Source organism: Salipiger sp. 1_MG-2023, from assembly GCF_030547555.1.
Taxonomy (GTDB): domain Bacteria; phylum Pseudomonadota; class Alphaproteobacteria; order Rhodobacterales; family Rhodobacteraceae; genus Salipiger.
In genome coordinates this window covers 25,149-44,253 of sequence record NZ_JAUOQN010000029.1, presented here as the reverse complement: position 1 = coordinate 44,253, position 19,105 = coordinate 25,149, and the positions used below count along the sequence as shown (strand labels likewise).

20 protein-coding genes and 1 pseudogene are annotated in these 19,105 nt (G+C 67.6%); 11 read left to right on the top strand and 10 right to left on the bottom strand.

Translation table 11 applies throughout. The features are described 5' to 3' along the window. The first annotated feature begins 127 nt into the window (after positions 1–127). Genes Q4543_RS14425 through Q4543_RS14415 form a run of 3 tightly spaced genes read left to right on the top strand, consistent with a single transcriptional unit; the run spans position 128 to position 2,466 of the window. Positions 128–982 carry an ABC transporter permease gene (locus Q4543_RS14425; RefSeq protein ID WP_216005573.1) on the top strand — a complete coding sequence of 285 codons (855 nt, stop codon included), beginning with the start codon at positions 128–130 and terminating at the stop codon, positions 980–982. 3 nt (positions 983–985) lie between these two features. Continuing rightward, entirely contained in the window at positions 986–1,822 is an 837-nt protein-coding gene (locus Q4543_RS14420) for an ABC transporter permease (RefSeq protein WP_303439199.1), read from the top strand. Next, a complete protein-coding gene (locus tag Q4543_RS14415) occupies positions 1,822–2,466 on the top strand; it encodes an aspartate/glutamate racemase family protein (RefSeq protein ID WP_303439197.1) in 645 nt (214 codons plus the stop codon). The genes Q4543_RS14420 and Q4543_RS14415 overlap by 1 nt, the downstream gene beginning before the upstream one ends. On the opposite strand, the gene Q4543_RS14410 is transcribed toward Q4543_RS14415, so the two are convergent. Genes Q4543_RS14410 through Q4543_RS14400 form a run of 3 tightly spaced genes read right to left on the bottom strand, consistent with a single transcriptional unit; the run spans position 2,467 to position 5,043 of the window. Next, positions 2,467–3,441: an ABC transporter substrate-binding protein gene (locus Q4543_RS14410; protein ID WP_303439195.1), complete on the bottom strand. Its 975-nt coding sequence runs from the start codon at positions 3,439–3,441 to the stop codon at positions 2,467–2,469. A gap of 10 nt (positions 3,442–3,451) precedes the next feature. Continuing rightward, entirely contained in the window at positions 3,452–4,237 is a 786-nt protein-coding gene (locus Q4543_RS14405; protein ID WP_303439193.1) for an ABC transporter ATP-binding protein, read from the bottom strand. Next, positions 4,237–5,043 (bottom strand): ABC transporter permease, encoded by an 807-nt coding sequence (locus Q4543_RS14400; RefSeq protein ID WP_303439192.1) that lies wholly within the window; start codon positions 5,041–5,043, stop codon positions 4,237–4,239. The genes Q4543_RS14405 and Q4543_RS14400 overlap by 1 nt, the downstream gene beginning before the upstream one ends. Before the next feature lie 369 nt (positions 5,044–5,412). Between Q4543_RS14400 and Q4543_RS14395 the strand changes: the two genes are divergently transcribed. Further along, positions 5,413–6,423 (top strand): substrate-binding domain-containing protein, encoded by a 1,011-nt coding sequence (locus tag Q4543_RS14395; RefSeq protein WP_303439190.1) that lies wholly within the window; start codon positions 5,413–5,415, stop codon positions 6,421–6,423. Here the strand turns inward: Q4543_RS14395 and Q4543_RS14390 are convergent. The 4 genes from Q4543_RS14390 to Q4543_RS14375 all read right to left on the bottom strand — a co-directional run bounded on the left by Q4543_RS14390 (position 6,420) and on the right by Q4543_RS14375 (position 11,670). After that, positions 6,420–9,788 carry an AAA family ATPase gene (locus Q4543_RS14390; protein WP_303439188.1) on the bottom strand — a complete coding sequence of 1,123 codons (3,369 nt, stop codon included), beginning with the start codon at positions 9,786–9,788 and terminating at the stop codon, positions 6,420–6,422. The two genes, Q4543_RS14395 and Q4543_RS14390, sit on opposite strands and share 4 nt — an antisense overlap. Then, complete coding sequence (locus Q4543_RS14385) at positions 9,785–10,972, bottom strand: DNA repair exonuclease (RefSeq protein WP_303439186.1); 1,188 nt, start codon at positions 10,970–10,972, stop codon at positions 9,785–9,787. Before Q4543_RS14385 ends, Q4543_RS14390 begins: the two co-directional genes overlap by 4 nt. A gap of 66 nt (positions 10,973–11,038) precedes the next feature. After that, positions 11,039–11,467, bottom strand: coding sequence for a hypothetical protein (locus Q4543_RS14380; RefSeq protein ID WP_303439229.1), 429 nt, complete (start codon positions 11,465–11,467; stop codon positions 11,039–11,041). A 50-nt stretch (positions 11,468–11,517) separates the two neighbouring features. Further along, the gene (locus tag Q4543_RS14375; protein WP_303439227.1) at positions 11,518–11,670 is read right to left on the bottom strand and encodes a hypothetical protein; all 153 of its coding nucleotides are present in this window, start codon (positions 11,668–11,670) and stop codon (positions 11,518–11,520) included. Between the two features lie 206 nt (positions 11,671–11,876). Between Q4543_RS14375 and Q4543_RS14370 the strand changes: the two genes are divergently transcribed. The 7 genes and pseudogenes from Q4543_RS14370 to Q4543_RS14340 all read left to right on the top strand — a co-directional run bounded on the left by Q4543_RS14370 (position 11,877) and on the right by Q4543_RS14340 (position 14,637). Continuing rightward, the gene (locus tag Q4543_RS14370; RefSeq protein WP_303439185.1) at positions 11,877–12,419 is read left to right on the top strand and encodes an extracellular solute-binding protein; all 543 of its coding nucleotides are present in this window, start codon (positions 11,877–11,879) and stop codon (positions 12,417–12,419) included. Between the two features lie 127 nt (positions 12,420–12,546). After that, positions 12,547–12,849 (top strand): hypothetical protein, encoded by a 303-nt coding sequence (locus tag Q4543_RS14365; protein WP_303439183.1) that lies wholly within the window; start codon positions 12,547–12,549, stop codon positions 12,847–12,849. Next, a complete protein-coding gene (locus Q4543_RS14360) occupies positions 12,849–13,133 on the top strand; it encodes a hypothetical protein (protein WP_303439181.1) in 285 nt (94 codons plus the stop codon). The genes Q4543_RS14365 and Q4543_RS14360 overlap by 1 nt, the downstream gene beginning before the upstream one ends. 21 nt (positions 13,134–13,154) lie before the next feature. Next, positions 13,155–13,523, top strand: a pseudogene (locus Q4543_RS14355) (carbohydrate ABC transporter permease); the annotation flags it as partial. 18 nt (positions 13,524–13,541) lie between these two features. Then, positions 13,542–13,811 (top strand): hypothetical protein, encoded by a 270-nt coding sequence (locus Q4543_RS14350; RefSeq protein WP_303439179.1) that lies wholly within the window; start codon positions 13,542–13,544, stop codon positions 13,809–13,811. Beyond that, positions 13,808–14,128, top strand: coding sequence for a sugar phosphate isomerase/epimerase (locus Q4543_RS14345; protein ID WP_303439177.1), 321 nt, complete (start codon positions 13,808–13,810; stop codon positions 14,126–14,128). The genes Q4543_RS14350 and Q4543_RS14345 overlap by 4 nt, the downstream gene beginning before the upstream one ends. Continuing rightward, entirely contained in the window at positions 14,125–14,637 is a 513-nt protein-coding gene (locus Q4543_RS14340; RefSeq protein WP_303439174.1) for a hypothetical protein, read from the top strand. Before Q4543_RS14345 ends, Q4543_RS14340 begins: the two co-directional genes overlap by 4 nt. Before the next feature lie 5 nt (positions 14,638–14,642). On the opposite strand, the gene Q4543_RS14335 is transcribed toward Q4543_RS14340, so the two are convergent. From Q4543_RS14335 to Q4543_RS14325, 3 genes are all read right to left on the bottom strand, one after another. After that, a complete protein-coding gene (locus tag Q4543_RS14335; RefSeq protein WP_303439172.1) occupies positions 14,643–16,868 on the bottom strand; it encodes a molybdopterin-dependent oxidoreductase in 2,226 nt (741 codons plus the stop codon). A 142-nt stretch (positions 16,869–17,010) separates the two neighbouring features. Then, positions 17,011–17,469, bottom strand: coding sequence for a DNA polymerase III subunit chi (locus tag Q4543_RS14330; protein ID WP_216005564.1), 459 nt, complete (start codon positions 17,467–17,469; stop codon positions 17,011–17,013). Between the two features lie 37 nt (positions 17,470–17,506). Then, entirely contained in the window at positions 17,507–19,015 is a 1,509-nt protein-coding gene (locus tag Q4543_RS14325) for a leucyl aminopeptidase (protein WP_303439170.1), read from the bottom strand. Positions 19,016–19,105 lie beyond the last annotated feature (90 nt).

Below are 19,105 nucleotides of genomic sequence, written 5' to 3'. Positions count from 1 at the left end.
GGGGGGGGGGGGGGGGGGGGGCGCCCCCCCCCCCCCCCCCCCCGCGGGGGGGCGTGTCGCCCCCCGGACCCCCTGAGAGTTTACCTGGCAAGATGAAGAGGCGGGACATGTCGAAGGCTCTGGCGAAATGAACGCGCATCGCACGCTATTTGGCTGGCTTCAGGCGACGCCGCTGGCGCTGGTCATGATCGCATTTCTGGTCGCGCCCATCGTGATGATCGTCATCGTCAGTTTCTGGGGGGCGACGGAATTTTCCATCTACCCGGCCTTCCAGTTCGACAATTACCAATTCCTGTTCGGCTCGCCGGTCACCTACAAGGTGTTCCTTGCCACTTTCAAATACGCAGCGGTGACATGGGCGCTGACCTTGCTCATCGGCTTTACCGTGGCCTATTTCCTTGCCTTCCACGTGCGCTCGCAGACCATGCAGATCGCGCTGTTCCTGCTGTGCACCATTCCGTTCTGGACATCGAACATCATCCGGATGATCAGCTGGATCCCGTTCCTTGGGCGCAATGGCATCGCCAACACCGCCCTGCAGAACTGGGGGCTGATCGATGAGCCGCTGGAGTGGCTGCTCTATTCGGATTTCTCGGTCATTCTGGCCTTTGTGCATCTCTATACGCTGTTCATGGTGGTGCCGATCTTCAACACCATGATGCGCATTGATCGCTCCTTGCTGGAAGCGGCGCGCGACAATGGCGCCAGCGGCGCGCAGATCCTGCGCCACGTCATCATCCCCCTGACCAAGCCCGGCATCATGATCGGCACGATTTTCGTGGTCACGCTGGTGATGGGGGATTTCGTCACCGTGCGCTTCATGTCCGGCAGTCAGAGCGCCAATGTCGGGCGGTTGATTTCCAACGACATCGCCTTGCTGCAATACCCGTCGGCGGCCGCCACCGCGGTGGTCTTGCTGGCCACCGTTCTGATCATCATCGCGGTGCTGCTGCGCTTCGTGAACATCCGCAAGGAGCTTTGAGCGATGGAGCAACGTCCCCGCAGTTTCTATGTGCTGGCGGCCATCTTCGTGCTGTTCGTGCTGTTTCTTTATGGCCCGACGGTGACCATCGGCATCCTGAGCTTTCAGGGGCCGCAAGGTGGGCTGACCTTTCCGATGAACGGGGTGTCGCTGCACTGGTTCGCCGATCTGTTCGAGCAGCAGGCCGTGGGCGATATCTGGGGCGCCTTCCGGCGCAGCCTCGCGCTGGGGCTGATGGTCATGGTCACCACGGTGGTGGTGTCGGTGATGGCGGGGCTGGCGTTTCGCAAGCGCTTTGCTGGCTCGGCGGTGCTGTTCTATCTGGCGATCACGTCGCTGGTGATCCCGTCGATCCTGATCTCGCTGGGCGTCGGGCTGATCTTTCAGCAACTGGGGCTGAAGGTGCATTGGGCAACCTCGGGTTTCGGCTCGCAGCTGACATGGACCCTGCCCTTTGGCCTGCTGATCATGTTCGCCGTGTTCAACCGCTTTGACCGCAGCTACGAAGAAGCCGCCCGCGATCAGGGCGCGAGCGCCTGGCAGACCATTCAATACGTGGTGCTGCCGATCATCGCGCCGTCGCTGATCGGGGTTGCGCTGTTTGGCTTTACCCTCAGCTATGACGAATTTGCCCGCACCCTGCTGACCTCGGGCAGCTACAACACCCTGCCGCTCGAAATTTTCGGGATGACCACCAATGTCACCACCCCGGTGATCTATGCGCTTGGCACGCTGACGACGCTGTTTTCGCTGGCCATCATCGGGGTGTTCCTTGCCACCGTCTGGGCCCTTGGCAAGCGCCGGGCGCGGATGGGGTCTGACGCTGGCAAGGGTGTGTGATGCGCATCGTCTACATCAATCCCAACGCCACGCAGGCGATGACCGATGGCATTGTCGCCGCCGCCCGCGCCGCGCTGCCGGGGGCGCAGATCGACGGGCTGACCAACCTCGCCGGGCCGCCCGCCATCGAGGGGCCAGAGGATGGCGATGCCGCCGTGCCGGGGATGCTGGCGCTGCTGGCAGAGTGCCGCGCCGATGCGGCGGTGATCGCCTGTTTCGACGACACCGGGCTGGCGCAGGCGCAGGCGATGGTGCCGTTTCCGGTGCTGGGCATCGGGCAGTCTGCCTATGTGATGGCGGGGCTTCTGGGGCGGAAATTCTCGGTGGTCACGTCGCTGGCAGTATCAATCCCGGTGATCGAAGAGAATATCGCACACGGCGGCTATGCGGGCAATTGCGCCTCGGTGCGGGCGTCGGGGCTGCCGGTGTTGCAGATCGAGGCGGGCGGCGCGCCGGTGCTGACGCGACTGGCCGACGAGATCGCCCTTGCGCAAGCCGATGGCGCCGGGGCTGTGGTGCTGGGCTGCGCCGGGATGGCACCGCTGACGGGCGCCCTGTCGGCGCGCTGCGCCGTGCCGCTGATCGACGGGGTCAGCGCTTCGGCGCATCTGGCGGCGGCGGCCATCGGCTTTCGCACCGGCTGATCAGGGCAGATCGACCGCCTCGGGCGCGGCCCGGCGCAGCGGCCCGGCATCGATCACCCCGAGCATCTCGTCAAAGCTCAGCGGCTCGGCCTTGATGACGCCTTGCACCGTGATCCAGTCCGCCTCGGACACCAGCAGCTCGACCAGATCGCTGCCCAGCCTCAGCCCGACATCGACGTCCTGCCAGATCGTCGCCAGCGCTTCGGGGGTGATTGCCCCCTGCATCGACGCGCTGACCGCGGCCATCGCCGCGTCAGGGTCGGCGCGCACATCGGCATCGGCCCGGACCAGCGCCGCCATAAAGGCATCAAGCTCGTCCGCCCGCGCGCCGGTCATCCCCGGCCCGGCGGCAAGGATGAAATGGGCCGCATAGCCGCGCAGGCGCAGTTCGGCGTAATCCGCGCCAAGCCTGTCGCGCGCAGCGCTGTAGAAGGACGGAAACGCCATGATGGCATCAAGATCGCCCCGCGCCAGCGCCGGAACCAGATCCGAGGGCGCGGCGCTGACCACCTCGGCCTCGACCCCGGCCTGATGCAGCAGACGGTCCAGCGCGTAATCCACATTGGTGCCGATGGTGGTGCCGATGCGCCTACCGGCGAGATCCTCCGGGAGGGCGGCCCTGCCCCCGCCCCCGCGCAGAACCGTGGCGCCATTCAGGATCACCCGGCTGCCGGTAAACCGTGCCAGATCGCCGATCACCGAAAACTCCTGCCCGACCAGCGCCCCGATGGCGGCGGGAAATTCTGCCATGAAGGTCACATCGACCTGCCCGCCGGTCAGCGCCTCGAACCCGGCGCGGCCGGTAGGAAAAGAGACCAGCTCGATCTCGAGCCCGGCGGCGTCAAAATAGCCCTTTTGCAGGGCGACATCGATCTGCGGGGTATGTGGATTGGGGCTCCATGCCAGAACCAGCGGCTCGCCATGGGCGAGCGCTGGAAGCAGCGCGGCAAGGGCGGTCAGGGCAAGGCGGGTCATCGGCGATCCTTTACGTGGAAAGGTCTGCGGGACGGTCGGTTTGCTGGCGCAGCAGCGCGAAGATTTCGTCACGCACCTGCAACAGCGCATCACCGGAGTGCGACAGCGTCCGCGGCCGCGGCTGGCTCAGCGCATAATGGCGGATCAGCCGCCCCGGCCCCCGGCTCATGACATGGACATCGTCGGCGAGCCGCAGCGCCTCGTCAACATCGTGGGTCACCAGCAGCACCGTGGCGCGGTGCTTGTGCCAGACATCCAGCAGCAGATCCTGCATCTGCGCCCGGGTCTGCGCGTCGAGCGCGCCAAAGGGTTCGTCCATCAGCAGCACACGCGGGTCGGTGGCAAAGGTGCGCGCAATGGCCACGCGCTGCTGCATGCCGCCGGACAATTGTTCGGGGTACTTGTCGGCATCGGCTTCCAGCCCGACCTCGGCCAGCGCCGCCTGCGCGCGCTCGCGCTCTTCGCGCCGGGGCAGCGCGAATTGCCGCAGCCCGTAGCGCACGTTGTTCAGCGCGGTGAACCACGGGAACAGCGCGTATTGCTGAAAGATCACGCCCACCTCGGGGGACGGCCCCGTGATGCGCCGCCCGTCAAGCGTGATGCGCCCGTCGACGGGGGCGAGAAACCCGGCGATCGCGCTTACCAACGAGGATTTGCCACAGCCCGACGGGCCGACAAGCGCGGTGAAACTGCCCGGCGCCAGTGTTAGCGAACAGCCGGTCAGCGCGTCGCTGCGCCCCGCGTCGCCGTCATGGCGCAGCGTCAGATTGTCGATCCTGACCCGGCCTGTCGGCATCACGCCCGCTCCCAATGCACGAGCTTGCGCCCAAGCCACGCCACCGCCTGATCGGCCAGCGCCCCGAGCAGCCCCAGAATGATCAGCAGCGCGAACATCCGGTCGGTGCGCACGTATTGCCGCGCCTCCTGCAAGCGAAAGCCAAGCCCGGATGACGCCCCCGACAGCTCTGCCGCGACAAGGCTGAGAAAGGCCAGCGCCACCCCCAGCCGCAGCCCCGCAAGAATATGCGGCGCAGCGGCCGGCAACACCACGGTGCACAGCTCGCGCAGGCGCGATGCACCAAGGCTGCGCGCCGCGCGCAGCCAGACCTGCGGCACATAGGCCATGCCCTGATGGGTGTTGAACCAGACCGTCAGGAACACCGTGTAGCTGACGACGAAATACTTCGCCCCCTCGCCGATGCCGAACCAGACGATGGCAACCGGCACCAGTGCGATCGCCGGGATCGGGCGCAGCAGGCTCAGGAACGGGCCCAGCAGCACCCGCACCGGCGCGATGCGCCCGCTCAGCACGCCCATCGCCACCCCAAGCGCCGCGCCGAGACCATAGCCCACCGCAGCCCGGCTCAGCGAAGCCGCCAGATCCTTTTGCAAGGTGCCGTTGCGCCACATCTCGACCGTGGCGGACCAGACCGACCACGGCGCCGGAAAGATGATCTCGCGCACCACGCCAGAGGTGGCGACGGCGCACCACAGCCCAAGCACAAAGACGAAGGACAGCAATGGCAGCAGCGCGCGCGCTCTGGCTGGCGATCTGCGGCGCTTGTCCCTTTGCGAGGGAATATGATCGGGCGGTTCGCTCACGGCCGTAACACCTTTTCTGCCGTGGCACGATGCGCATGGAAACCGGGGTTGTGGAACCCCTCCATCGATGGACATCGCGCCAGCGTGATGCGCCGTGTTGCCCGGAGAAGACCGCCGCCGGGCCGATTGCACCTGTTCGAGACCGGCGTTGCCAACTCGAAACCACCGCAATCGAACAGTGCCAAGCGCAGGGCCGGATCGTTCTCTGCGGGCCGGGCAAAACGATTGCATTGCCTGACGATGGCGCCGTTTACGATGAAAATCGTTTTATAAGGTCGTTACGTCAATTCCGTTCGCCCATAGCGGCAATCCATGCGTAAACTGGTTCTACACGCACAACGATCGGGCAGACTTGATATGGAAGATCAGGTGAGACGGCCCCGGCGCAGGGTCACCGTGGTAGATGTCGCCAGTGCGGCCGGGGTTTCTCCGGGCACGGTGTCGAACGCGATCAGCGGCAAGCGCAAGGTTGATCAGGATACCCGCGCCCGCATCAACAGAGCGATTCTCGATCTTGGCTACGTGCCCAACCTTGCCGCGCGCGGCATGCGTACCGGGCGCACCAACACGATTGCGGTGTTTTCCTCGATGCCGACGGCGGTGGCTGCGGGCTCCGCCCGGCTGGGCTTTTTGATGGAGATCGCCGCCTCGGCGGCGGTGACCGCGCTGGAACACAACATGGCGCTGGTTCTGGTTCCGCCGATCCGCGAGGCCAGCAAGGCGCTGTCCAGCGTGCCCTTCGACGGCATGTTGATGATCGAACCCGAAGAGGACGACGCCAATCTTGCCTGTCTGCGCCAACGCGGCACCCCGACCATGGTGATCGGTCTGCGCGACGGCGCGCCCGGCCCGGGCGTGATGATGGATTTCCGGCGGATGGCAGAGCTGCTGATCTCGCATCTGCTCGAGACCGGGGTCCGCCACATGCCGCTGATCCTTGGCCAGAGCACCCGGCAGTCGAACCTGTTCTTCCGCCAGACCTACGAGCGGATGATGGCGCAAGCCGGGCTGGCGGCACGGGTCCATGTGGTGCCGGAGGCCGACGCGGAACGCGGCGCATCGGCGGCGATCCTGCAAGACATCACGGCGGGGCTGCCGATCGACGGCGTGCTGGCCCCGATCGACGCCATGGCCGCAGGCACCATGGCGGCGCTGCGACAGGCCGGATTGTCGGTGCCCGGCGACGTCAAGGTCGCCACCCGCTATGACGGTTTCCGCGCCCGCAGCGAGACGCCGCCGCTGACCGCGCTGAACCTGCGGCTCGACGAAGTGGCGCAGATCGCCACCGCCGGGCTGATCGGCGCCATCGAAACCGGCGGCGCTCCGATCCTGACCGGCCCCGAGCCGCGCCTTGTGGTGCGCAGCTCGACGGTGGGTTAATCCAGCGAGATCACCCGCAGCCCCGGAATGCGCTCTTGTGCCAGCGTCACCAGATGCGCGTGGTGGGTGAACATGATCGCCTGACCAAGCTGCCCCATGCTCGCGGTCAACTCGAGCGCCGCGCCGGCGCGGCCGTCGTCGAAGGTTTCCAGAATATCGTCGGTGACAAACGGCAGCGGGCCAAAGCGGCGGGTGAAATCCGCGTGCCCGGCGATGCGCAGCGCAAGGTAGAGCTGCGCGCGGGTGCCGGTCGACATGGCCTCGGCGGCAACCTTGCGATCCTCGCGCACACCGACAAGCTGTTCACCGTTGGCACCAGGCCGGGTTTCCAGCCGTGGCCAGTCGCCCCCTGTCATGGTGGCAAAGGCCGCCTGCGTGGCGGTGAGCATCGGGCCGCGCCGATCCTCGCGCAGACGGCTCAGCGCCCCGCGCGCCGCCATCAGCCCGACGCGGGCCAGCACCGCATGGCGGGCCTCTTCGCGCAGGGTTTCCAGCAGCGAGGCGCGCTCCTGCGCCAGCCCGGCCGCCCCGGTGCGGCGCAGCGCATCGCTGAGCGTCTGGCGCGCTTCGGTCTGCGCCACCAGCGCCGCGTCGCGGTCGGATTTTGCCGCCTCGAGCGCATCGGCCAGATGCACGCTGCGGGCCGGGTCGGGGTCGGCCTCTTCCAGCGCCAGCCGATCCTGATCATGACCGGCGGCCTGTGCGGCATAGGCGCTTGCGGCCTCGCGCCGCTCGGTGCGCAGGGCGTCGCGGCTGGCTAGCGCCGCGACCTGCGCTTCGGCATCGCCGCCCTCGGGCAGCGACTGGCCTGCCAGCAGGCGGGCGATCTCGGCCTGCGAGTGCGTGATGATCTGGGCCTTTTTCTCCGCCGTAACCTGCGCCGTGCGCTGCGCCGCCTCGGCGGCGGCGATGGCGCGCGCGGTATGCTCGGCCGCATCCCTGCGCGCGATCCCGGCACGGATCAGCGCGGCCGGACTGGCCTGCGGCAGCGTCAGCAGCGCCCGCAAATCCCCGGCCCGCGCCTCGAATGCCTGAAGCGCGCGGCGCATCAGCCCGACGCGGCGCGCCTTGTCCTTTTCATCGTCGAGCAATTCGCGCAGCTCTGCCGCGCGATCCAGTTGCGCGAGCAGCTCTTGCGGCGACAGCCCGGCGCACCACAGCCCCGCGACCGCCGCGTCATACGTGCCCTGCGCCGTCGCCTCGGCGGCTTGCAACTGCTCTGCCGCGCGGGCCTGATCGACAACCAGCGTACGCGCCTTTTGCTGCTGCGCGATGCGCGCGGCGCGGGCCTCAAGATCGGCGCGCAGGCGCTCTGCCTCGGCAAGGCTCAGCGGCTGTCCGGCAAGGGCTATGCATGCGGATGTCACCTGTTCCAGCCCCGCGGCGCGCGCGGCACTGGCGGCGTCATGGGCCTTGCTTGCGGCCTCTGCCTCCAGCGCTGCAAGCGATGCGGCGCGCATGGCTTCGCAGCGGCTGGCAAAGGCGCCGGGCGTGGTGCCAGCGGCAAGCCCCAGCCGCGCCGCCATTGCATCCGCTTGCTGTGCCACGCTGCGGGCTGCTTCGGCGGCGCTGCGCGCTTCGGCCTCGCGCCGCGCAAGCTGCGCCGTCAGACGGGCGATCGTGGCCGCGATGCCTTCGAGCCGCACCCGCGCCTCGCGCGTTTCCCCATGGCGCTGGCGCGCCGCATCGTCCTCATGCATCGCCGCTTCGAAGCTGTCCGCCGTTGCAGGGCTGAGCGCGGCGCGGTGATCGGCCCAGAGCGTGTCGCGCAGGGCGCGGGTCTGGGCGATGGCGGCGTCGCTGACCACCGCGCCCGGACCCGTTTGCGCATCATAGCTGGCCTTGGCCTCGGCCAACTGTTCGCGCGTATCCTCAAGCCGCAGCGTGGCATCGGCGAGCGCCCCTTCGCTGGCTTGCACCGCGCTTTCCACCGCGCGCAGCTCTGCCAGTTCGGGCAGGCCCGCTTGCGCCAGCGCGGCCCAGCCTTGCGGCAGACCGCTCGCGGCCCGGCGCGCCGCCTCGCCCGCCTGCCGGGCGCTGTTGGCAAGATCGGCCGGGTCCGGGGCCAGCGCATCCAGCGCATCGCCCAGCTGTTGCCAGCCATCGGGCATCTCTTCGGTTGCGCCCAGCGTTGCCTCGGCCTCGGCCAAAGCCTTCACCGCGCGTTCCCGATCGCGCGCCGCCTCGCGGGCGGCATCCGCCGTTTCGCGCAAGCTGGCGAGTGTGGTGCGTGGCAGCGCAATCTGCGCCGGCTCAGCGCCCGGCCCGGCGATCTGCTCGGCCAGCGTCTGCGCCTCGGCGCGGATCTCCTCGAGCCGTGCGCCCAGCTTTTCAGCGTCGGCTTCCGCGCCGTAGACCCGACCCAGCAGCGGCTTGCCATCTTCGAATTCCGCCGCCTCGAGCTGCGCAATCAGCGCCGCCACCTCAAGCCCCTGCGGATCGGGCTGAAGGGTTTCCAGCTCCTCGGCTGCGCGGGTGCCCTCCTGCGTGGCCTCTGCCTGAGCGGCGCGGGCAGAGCGGATCGCCGCCGCCGCAACGCGCACGCCAGAAACGGCGTCGGGCCGCAGGTCCGGCCCATCGGCATAGGCCTGCAGGGCGGTGTCGATCTCGGCGATGCGGCGGGCCAGCGCGCGCCGCGCATCGGCAGCCTCGCGCAGGGCCAGCGCCCGGGTCGCTTCGTCCTGCGCCGTGGTGGCGGCGCTCAGCCGGGTTTGCGCCTCGTCCAGCGCCAGCCGCATCCGGTCATGTTCGCGCGGGTCAAGCTGGGCGTCGGCCATCGCCGCATCGATGCGTTTCAGCTCGGCCTTGCCAAGCGCCAGCGTGCTCTTGCTGCGGCCCTTCTTGTGGAAATCGTCGATCTCTTTTTCGGTCTGCGACAGGATGTCGGAAACCCCCGACAAGCCCGAAGACCCGGCATGCAGCAATTGCCCAAGATCGCCCTGCGCCTCGGCGATCTCCTTGCCGCCGCGCCGCAAGGTGGCGTCATCGAGCGAAAACCGGGTGCGGAACGCATCGCGCCCCAGCCCGTGCAGCAGCGCGGCAAGGCGGCCCTCATCGACCTCTCGCCCGTCATCGTCGGTCAATGACCCCTTGCGCTTGCCGGTGCGCCGCAGGGTCAGCGGCCCTTCGGGCCCTTCCAGCACCGCGCCCACCATCAGATCGCTTCGGGAAAAGCGGAAATCGTTGGAATGTTGCAACGGCAGGCCGTAGAGCAGATCGAGCCATGCGGAAAAGGCGGTGCTCTTGCCCGCCTCGTTCTGACCGAACACCAGCGTCACGTCGGGGCCATCTGCGGCCTCGCCGAAATCAAGCGTGTGGTTTTCGAACCGCCCGTAGCGGATCAGATCAAGCCGATTCAGCCTCATGTCTCGTTCCCCGCGCCGAGGCGCAATGCCATGGTTTCGATGCCCTCATCGATGAGGGCATCGAGCTGGTCTTCGTCCAGCAGGTCGGCAATGTCGCGCGGCAGGGCGCTGCGCCAGTCGGCCAGCAACGCGCGGGCCTCGTCGCGAAAGCCCGGGGTCGCGGCATCGGCGCGCATCGCCTGCGCGATGTCGCCCGCCGCGCCGTCCGGCTGCGCCCCTTGGCGCAACTGCGCGCGGACCTTTTCGATGAACACACCGTCCAGTTCGGCGGCCTCTTGCCGCGCCTGTTCGGTGGCAAAGCCCAGATCGCCAATTTCCGACGCGCTGCCGACAAGGTCGAGCCGCGCCGCCAGCAACACCCCCGGCACCATCGCCGCGCCCAGCGCCGTGCGGATCGCATGCAGCCGCGCCGAGGCATCCTCGCACCCGTCCAGCGCCACCGGCAGCCGGGCAAAGCGCAGCAGCTCCACCGGCAGCGGCGTGGCGCGCACCCCGTCGAGGTCGAGTTCCACCAGCGTGACCGAGCCGCCCTCGGTCTCGCGCACGCTGCGGCCCTGCGGAATGCCCGGCATCACTGCAAGGCTGCGCTCGCCGCGATGTTCGCTGCGCTTGTGGATGTGGCCCAGCGCCCAGTAATCATAGCCATGGGCCAGCAGGTCGCCCAGCGCGCAGGGCGCATAAGGATCATGCCCCGGCGAGCCGTCGAGCGAGCTGTGCATCAACCCGATGTTGAATTTGCCCGCCACCGGCGCGGGATAGCGCGGCAGCAGGCTCTCGCGCATATGCGGCGTGGTGAAGCCCATGCCATGCACCACCGCCTCGCCAATCTCGACAGACGGCGCCTCGGGGGTCAGCTGGGTCAGCCCGGCCATGGGGCCAAAACGCCCCAGATCGAGCATGGCATCATGGTTGCCCTGAATGAGCACCGCCGGAATCCCCGCCCCTGCAAGCCGCGACACTGCCGCGGCCAGCGCCGCCCGCGCTGCCACATCGGCCACGCCCGAATCGAACGTGTCGCCCGCCAGCAGCACCGCATCGACGCGGTGCTCGATGGCGCGCTCGACAATGGCCGAGAGCACCCGGCGCGAAGCATCGCGCAGGGCCTCACCCATTTCGGGGTTGCGGGCGGCCTGTGCCCGCAGCGGGCTGTCGAGATGCAGGTCGGCAAGATGCAGGAATTTCATCAAATCTCCGGGGAAAGAATCGCCCCATCATGCCGCTTTGACCTGCCGCTGCAAGGGCTTATCGGGTCAGGCCGCCGCGAGCCGTCGCCCACTGCCCGCATCAAAGTAATGCAGCCGCGCCGGATCGTAGCCCAGCCCGATGGCCGCGCCCTGCATGCGCAGCGTCGGCACCGCGCCCGAGCGATCCAGCACCCCCGAGAAGATGTTCATCTGCGGCGAGCCGATGAATTCCGCGACAAAGCGGCAGTTGGGGCGGGAATACAGCGCCATCGGCGGGCCTTCCTGCACGATGCGCCCCGCTTGCAGCACGACGACCTTGTCGGCCAGCGTCATCGCCTCGGTCTGATCATGGGTGAAATAGACGGTGGTCGTGCCCAGCATGGCGTGCAGGCGTTTGATCTGGGTGCGCATCTTACCCCGCGGCTTGGCATCGAGGGTGCTCAGCGGTTCGTCGAACAGGAACACCGAGGGCTCGCGCACGATGGCCCGACCCATGGCGAGCCGCTGGCGCTGCCCACCCGACAGCTGCCCGGCTTGCGATCGAGCTAAGCGCCGATCTGCAGCACATCCGCCGCCTGTTGCACCCGCGCCTTGATCTTGCGCTGGCGCTGATGCTGCGCGGCGCCAGCCCCGCCTGCGGGCCGCTGTTCTACGGCGTCTATGGCGCGGATTTCGGAACGCCAAGTTCTCACCAGCACGCCGACGGCCCCGGCCTGACCCGTGGCAAGATGATGCGCTATTGGGATTGGCACACGCGTGAGGAGACCCGCACCCCTCGCCGCCTTGGACGAAGCGCTGCGGGCGCTGCCGCCGCTCTACCTCAACGCCGCCGGCGCGGCCTTTGCCGCGATCACAGGCTGAATTCACCGCCACGGGAGAGGCGGACAACACGGAGGAGAGACCCATGAGACGACTGACAACGGCGCTGGCCACCACGCTGAGCCTGTGCGCCGGGCTGGCGCAGGCCGACAGCACGGTGCGCTTCTGGTACCATTTCGACAATGCCGACAACCCGACGGGCGCGCTTGTCGCCAAGTTCGACGCGCTTGGCGACAAGGTGTCTGCCGCGCCGGTGCCTGCCTTCGGCGGCGGCCAGTGGACCAGCTATGGCGATAAAAGCACTGCAGTGATGGCCGATGCCGAAGACCCCGAGGCAGCATGGAAGTGGATCCGCTTCCTGTCGAGCGAAGGCAACAACACCATCTTACACGAGGCGACCGGCCAGCTGCCGGTGGTCAAGGCCGACAGCAAAAACTGGACACTGCACCCTCAGCGCTTCGTCAAAGCGACGGTCGACAGCCTGCCCTTTGCCCACATCCTGCCCAGCAGCTCGGCCACGGCAGATTTCGTCAACACCGTCTGGCCGACCGAAATGCAGCGCGTGCTGACCGGCGACATCGAACCGGTGCAGATGAACGAAAAGATCGACGCGCTGTTCAACGACTGACCCTTTGGCCGGGCGCCCCAGCCCGGCCCCCCATTTTCCCGATGCCGAAAGCGACGCGCACCCATGACGGACGCGACCATGATATATGCCTCAAACGCCCACCCTCTGGGCCGCCAGATCCTGCCCTATGCGTTGCTCTCCCCCCGCCGCGCTGGTGACTCTGGCCATCGCCTTTTTGCCGATGCTGCAGACCGCATGGATGAGCCTGCACGACTACGTGCTGTTCCGGCCCAATGATCTCACCTGGGTCAGGCTCGACAATTTAAAGGCGGCGCTGGCCGACGAGGTGTGCTGGATCTCGCTCAAGCACACCATCATCTGGATGTGCACCACGATCCCGGCGCAGCTGGCGCTGGGGCTGATCACCGCCCTGCTGCTGATGGGGGTCGTGGTGGTCTATCTGCGGCGCACCGGAAAGGCGGTGAGCTGATGGCCCGGCACCGTGTCACCACCGCCCGCCGCATCCTGAGCGCCGACCTGCCGATGCTGGCGATCCTGTGCTTTACCCTTGGCCCGTATCTGTGGATGGCGCTGACCTCGCTCAGCCCGCAGGAAACACTGTTCACTGAAGGCCCGTCGCTGCTCAACGCCACGTTTGAGATTTACACCCGCCTGTTTCGCACCGTGGGGTTTGGCGACAACCTTCTGGACAGCTTCATCGTGGCGGGCGGCACCCTCGTGGTCGGCCTGTCGCCGAGCGGCACCGCCGCCTAAAGCTTTTCGCGCTTCAACTTTCGCGGCAAGCGTATCCTGATGCTGCAATTCCTGCGGATCAACATGTTCCCGCTGGTGCTGCTGATCCTGCCCTTGTTCGTGCTGATGCGGGTGCTGGGGCCGCTCGACCCCCATCTGGCGCCGATCATCGCCAATTCCACCGTGGCGATCCCGTTTTCGATCTGGATGATGGTCAGCTACATGCACGGCATTCCCCGCTCGCTGGACGAGGCGGCGATGACCAATGGCTGCACCCGGATGCAGGCGCTGCGCCGGGTGGTGCTGCCGCTGTGCCAGCCGGGGATCATCGCCACCGGCGTCTATATCTTCATCACCTCGTGGAACGAGTATCTCTATGCGCTAACCCTTGGCGGGCATTGTGCGACCTAGCTTGCGGGCATCTTCACCGTGTTGGCTGTACGGGTGAACGCGCAGCGCTCGATGGCCTCGGACGACGGCGCGGCAGCGCAGCAAGGCGGTCAGGATTACCTGCACCATTGCGTCGACATCGCCGCAGAGCTGGGCGCCAAATTCGTCGGCGGGCCGCTTTACGGCGAGCCGATGGTGTTTGCTGTCCCTCCCCCGGTGCCGCGAAGCGATGACGAGATCGCGGCGCGGGCGGGCCGCACCATCGAGGCCTTTCACGCCGTCGCCCCCATGCCCAAGATGCCGGCGTGACGCTGGCGGTCGAGGCGCTGAACCGCTTTGAGCCCGATATCCTCCACACCACGCGGCAGGCCTGCGAGGTGGCGGATGCGGTGAACAACCCCGCCTTCAAGCTGATGCTCGATACGTTCCACATGACCATGGAGGATCGTTCGATCCCCGATGCCATCCGCCTTGCCGAGGATCGCATCGCGCATTTTCAGGCCAACGTAAACCACCGCAGCCATTCCGGCACCGGCCATATCGACTGGCCCGCGGTGATGCGCGCGCTGGCGCAGGTGGGCTACGGCGAGCCGATCTCGCTTGGAACCGTTCCGGCGAGCGGATGACCGCGCCGGGCTATTTCGAGGGACAGCCCGATTACACCGGATTCGTCCTGCATCACTGCCTGCATTACATGGATCTGATCCCATGGTTCGCGGGCGAGGATTTCGGCGACATGACGGTGCGCTCGGTCCCCCCGGCGCCGGGCAAGCTATTGTTGCACCTGAATTTCACCACGCCGCAGGGCAAGATCGGCAATTTCGTCATGGGCACGGTGCAATCGCGCGGCACCCCGATGGAGGAAATCCGCATCATGGGCGATCACACCCGCCTGCATGTCGACAATATCATCGACGTGGCGCTGTATCGCGACCCGCCGTTCAAGGCCGACGATCCCGGCGCGGTGCTGGACCCGGCCTGTGACACGCTTTGCTGGCGGCCCAATTTCACCGCCGCCGCCAACGAGGATCATAAGGGCTACGCCGCGCTGCTGCGGGGCGAGCCGCGCGATGTGCCCGACATCGGCGACAGGGTGCGCGCCATGGAACGGATGATCGCGCAGATCCCGCTCTGACCGAGTCAGAGCCGCGACACCTCGACCAGCGCGCTGTGGGCGCTGCACCCCTGCGCAAGCCGAGAGGTGCCCACATCGCGCGTCAGCACGTTGGGGTTGCCATTCGGGTCGATCTGCCCGCCCGGATCGCCGTACCACGCACCGGTGGGCAGCGCCACGACTCCACTCAGGATATCGTCGGTGACCCGGGCGCGGGCCCGGACGCTGCCGCGCGCGTTGTGCACCCGCAGCAGATCGCCTGTGGCAATGCCGCGCGCGGCGGCATCCTCGGGATGGATCAGCAGCGTTTCGGGGCGCGCCCCGGGGAGATCGGCCAGCGCCGCCTCAAGCTGGCTGTGCAACTTGTCGCCGGGCTGGGGCGAGACCATATGCAAGGGCGCCTCCGCCGTCGCGGCGCCCAGCCATTCGGCGGGCGGCAGCCATGTCGGATGGCCCGGACAATCGTCATAGCCAAAACTGTCGATGGTCTGCGAAAAGATCTCGATCCGCCCCGAGGGCGTGCCAAGCGGATGCGCCTCGGGGTCTTCGCGGAACTCGCGGAACAGGCTGCGCGGCGCGCCATCCTCGCGGATCGGCAGACGCATCCAGTTGCGCGCGCGCAAACTGTCCAGATCCGGCAGATCGAGATCGCCCGCCCCGGCGCGAAACCCCTCATACAGATGCGCGATCCACTCGGCCGCGCTGCGCCCCTCGGTGAAATCCGCGCCCGCTCCCAGCCGCTCGGCCAACCCGGCGTAGATGTCGTAATCGTCGCGCGCCTCGCCTTGCGGCGGCACCAGCGCGGGCATGTGGAACAGGTAGTCATCCATGCTCGAACGACCGATATCGTCGCGCTCAAAAGGCGTGGTGGCGGGAAAGACGATGTCGGCCCGTTTGGCGGTGGCGGTCCACCACGGCTCGTTGACGATGATCGTCTCCGGGGTCTTCCACGCCTCGTGCAGGGCGTTGAGATCCTGATGGTGATGATACGGGTTGCCCCCCGCCCAGCAGATCAGCCGGATATCGGGATAGGTCTCGTTCCGACCGTTGAACTGATAAAGGCCGCCGGGCTGGCGTAGCATGTCGGCAACCCGCGCCACCGGAATCGCCCGGCGCACAGGGTTGATGCCCTGCGGCAAGGTCATGCCGCCAACCGGGCGCATGGTTTTGCCAACACCGCCAATCGCACCGTAGCCATAGCCGACGCCACCGCCCGGAAGCCCCATCTGTCCCAGCATCGCCGCCAGAACGGCGGACATCCAGTAAGGCTGCTCGCCGCGCTCGCCGCGCTGCAAAGACCATGCCACGGTGATGAAACACCGGGTCGATGCCATGCGCCGGGCCAGCGCAACGATGGCCCCCGGCGCAACCCCGCAAAGCTCTGACGCCCAGTCCGGCGATTTTGCCACCCCATCACTCTTGCCCAGCAGATAGGGGCGGAACCGCTCGTAACCCTCGCAGCAGCGCGCCAGAAAATCGCGATCAGCCAGATCTTCGGTTTCCAGCACATAGGCCAGCCCCAGCATCAGCGCCGTGTCCGAGCCGGGCCGCACCGGCAGCCAGTCACAGCCCTCGGGCGCATCCCCGCGCTGAGGCCCGACGTTCACCCGCACCATCCCCTTGTCGGCAAAGCGCCCGAACCAGCCTTCGGTCTCATGCTCGGTCACGCCGCCCATGCTGACCTGCGCGTTCTTCTGATTGACGCCGCCAAACATCACCAGCGTCTCGGTGTGATCGCAAATGGTCTTCCAGCCATCCTGATGGCTGTACAGAAACGACAGAAAATCGATGCCAAAGACATGCGGCATGATCGATTGGGCGCAGCCGGTGGAATAGCTGCCGAACGATGCCACATAGCCGCCGATGCTGTTGAGAAACCGGTGCACCTGACTTTGCGCATGGTGAAACCGCCCGGCAGAACTCCAGCCGTAAGAGCCGCCATAGATCGCCTCGTTGCCATGCTCTGCGCGGATGCGCCCGATCTCGGCTGCCGCAATGTCCAGCGCCTCGTCCCATGGCAATTCGACGAATTCGTCGCTGCCTCGCCCGGCCCGCTCGCGCGACGTCAGCCAGCCGCGCCGCACCGAAGGGCGCGCCACCCGCAACCGGTGATGCACCGCCGCCGGCACTGCCTCGGGGATGCGTGTGGGCGAGGGATCGGCGGCAAAGGGCCGCGTCGCCACCATCCGCCCGTCCTCGACCCGCGCTTCAAAGGCGCCCCAATGGCTCGTTGTCACCTGCCACTCCGTCATACCCGCGCTCCGTCGTCTCAAGGGGCCGCAAACCCCGTCTTCATCTCACAAAGGGGCGCCGCGCCCGCCCTTCATCTTGCCCGGTAAACTCCGGGGGGAGCCGCAGGCGGGGGGCTGGCCCCCCTCGGCGCCCGCCACAGGCTCAGGTCTCGGCCTTCTTCTCCCAGCGCCCCGATTCCTCGGACCAGTACTGCGCCTTGCACCCGGCCGATTTCAGCGCCCGCCACTGAGCCCGTGCCCGGTCCAGCGCCCGCTCATCGAACCCGTCGAACAGCACGCAGACCCGCTCCATCGCCGCGACCTCTTCCGCCGACACCTCGGCGCCGTCCACCGACATCAGGCAGGCGGGATCGTTGGGCAGTGCGCTCTGCACCGTCAGCAACACCGGCTGCAACGCATCATGCGGCCCGCCCGCAACCCCATGCGGCAAGAACCCGTCCTCAGCGCCCAGCCACAGCTTCTGATCCAGCCAGTCGATCCGGCCCGGATCGACGCCGCGCACCGCCACCCGCCAGCCCGCCGCCAGCGAGCGTTCAAGCAGCACCGGCAGCGTTGCCTCTAGCGGGCGCTGGGTCAGATGATAGAACATCGCAGCGCCCATCAGGCCCGGCCCCCATCCCGCCGCGTCTTCGGATGGATCATGCCGGATCTTGCCCGTCATCAGGCGCTTCGGCCGTCGGCGCAGGGGCCTCGAACCGGTCGCGCACCAGCCGGTCAAGCGCCAGAACGCCCCAGCCCGTCGCGCCCTTGGGCGCCAGATCCGACGGCGTCTTGCGCGACGCCACCCCGGCGATATCCAGATGCACCCACGGCATGTCTTCGCGCACAAAGCGCCGCAGGAACTGCGCCGCGGTGATCGAGCCCGCCGGACGCCCGAAGGAATTCTTCATGTCGGCAATCGCCGAATCCATCAGCGCGTCATAGGCCTTGCCCATCGGCATCCGCCATGCCCCCTCGCCCTCGGCCTCGGCGGCGCGCAGGAAACCATTGGCAAAGCCATCCTGATTGGCGAAGACCGCTGCGTTCTCATGCCCCAGCGCGACGATGCAGGCCCCGGTCAGGGTTGCCAGATCGACCATCGCGGCAGGGGCCAGATGTTCCTGCGCGTACCACAGCACATCGGCCAGCACGAGGCGGCCCTCGGCGTCGGTGTTGATGACCTCGATGGTGTCGCCCTTCATCGAGCGCACCACATCGCCCGGACGGGTCGCGGTGCCCGAGGGCATGTTCTCGACGATGCCAACCACGCCGACCACATGGGCGCGCGCCTTGCGCAGCGCCAGCGCCTTCATCACGCCGGCCACGGTGCCCGCGCCGCCCATGTCCATGGTCATGTCTTCCATGCCCGACGCCGGCTTGAGCGAGATACCCCCGGTGTCGAACACCACGCCCTTGCCGATCAGCGCCAGCGGCGCATCGTCCGATCCGCGCCAGCGCATCACCACCACCTTGGTCGGCGAGGCCGACCCCTGCCCCACGGCGAGCAGCGCGCCCATGCCCAGCTCGGCCAATCGCGGCTCGTCCAGCACCTCGACCTCGACACCGATCTCGCGCAGCGCCTCGAGGCGGGCGGCGAATTCGGTGGTGGTCAGCACGTTGGACGGCTCGTTCACCAGATCGCGGGTGAACAGCACGCCCGAGGCAACCGCCAACAGCGGCGCGGTGGCCGCCTGCATGTCGCCGGGCTTGGAACACAGCACCAAGGCCGGTGCCGGCGCCCTGCCCTTGTCGCTCTTGTGATCGGTGAAGGCATAACCGCGCAGCGCCAGCCCAAGCGCCACCTGCGGCAGCTGCCCCTGCGTGTCACCCACCAGCGTCACACCCGATGCCCCCACCGCAATCGCCAGCGCCGCGCCCGCCTTGCGCGCCTCGATCACCTCCGGGCGGCGCTCGATCTTGACCACGTCGATTGCCAGCGCCGCCATGCCCGACGGAAAACGCAGGCTGGTCACGCTGCCCGCAGCGGCCTTGCCCCAGCTGTCATCCTCGATCAGTCGCGCCAGCGCCCCGCGGGTCAGCCGGTTGATGCGCCGCGCCCCCTTGCCAAGCTGGCCGGCCGCGTTGACGAACACGGCAACGCGCCCCTCGCATCCGGCCAGCGCATCAAGGTCGGGTTCTGCAAAGCTGATCTCGCGCAATTGGGTCATCAGGATCTCCTGTCATTGTTGCCACAAGTGGTAGAGCGGCCCGCCACCATTGACCAGAGGCAGCTTTTCGATCACGAGACGAGGCGCTAG

What these genes read in the sequence shown, in the direction of transcription:
- Q4543_RS14425 (WP_216005573.1), top strand. Translation starts at nt 128, where the DNA reads ATGAACGCGCATCGCACGCTATTTGGCTGGCTTCAGGCGACGCCGCTG.
- Q4543_RS14420 (WP_303439199.1), top strand. Translation starts at nt 986, where the DNA reads ATGGAGCAACGTCCCCGCAGTTTCTATGTGCTGGCGGCCATCTTCGTG.
- Q4543_RS14415 (WP_303439197.1), top strand. Translation starts at nt 1,822, where the DNA reads ATGCGCATCGTCTACATCAATCCCAACGCCACGCAGGCGATGACCGAT.
- Q4543_RS14410 (WP_303439195.1), bottom strand. Translation starts at nt 3,441, where the DNA reads ATGACCCGCCTTGCCCTGACCGCCCTTGCCGCGCTGCTTCCAGCGCTC.
- Q4543_RS14405 (WP_303439193.1), bottom strand. Translation starts at nt 4,237, where the DNA reads ATGCCGACAGGCCGGGTCAGGATCGACAATCTGACGCTGCGCCATGAC.
- Q4543_RS14390 (WP_303439188.1), bottom strand. Translation starts at nt 9,788, where the DNA reads ATGAGGCTGAATCGGCTTGATCTGATCCGCTACGGGCGGTTCGAAAAC.
- Q4543_RS14385 (WP_303439186.1), bottom strand. Translation starts at nt 10,972, where the DNA reads ATGAAATTCCTGCATCTTGCCGACCTGCATCTCGACAGCCCGCTGCGG.
- Q4543_RS14380 (WP_303439229.1), bottom strand. Translation starts at nt 11,467, where the DNA reads ATGGGTCGGGCCATCGTGCGCGAGCCCTCGGTGTTCCTGTTCGACGAA.
- Q4543_RS14370 (WP_303439185.1), top strand. Translation starts at nt 11,877, where the DNA reads ATGAGACGACTGACAACGGCGCTGGCCACCACGCTGAGCCTGTGCGCC.
- Q4543_RS14365 (WP_303439183.1), top strand. Translation starts at nt 12,547, where the DNA reads ATGCGTTGCTCTCCCCCCGCCGCGCTGGTGACTCTGGCCATCGCCTTT.
- Q4543_RS14360 (WP_303439181.1), top strand. Translation starts at nt 12,849, where the DNA reads ATGGCCCGGCACCGTGTCACCACCGCCCGCCGCATCCTGAGCGCCGAC.
- Q4543_RS14340 (WP_303439174.1), top strand. Translation starts at nt 14,125, where the DNA reads ATGACCGCGCCGGGCTATTTCGAGGGACAGCCCGATTACACCGGATTC.
- Q4543_RS14335 (WP_303439172.1), bottom strand. Translation starts at nt 16,868, where the DNA reads ATGACGGAGTGGCAGGTGACAACGAGCCATTGGGGCGCCTTTGAAGCG.
- Q4543_RS14330 (WP_216005564.1), bottom strand. Translation starts at nt 17,469, where the DNA reads ATGGGCGCTGCGATGTTCTATCATCTGACCCAGCGCCCGCTAGAGGCA.
- Q4543_RS14325 (WP_303439170.1), bottom strand. Translation starts at nt 19,015, where the DNA reads ATGACCCAATTGCGCGAGATCAGCTTTGCAGAACCCGACCTTGATGCG.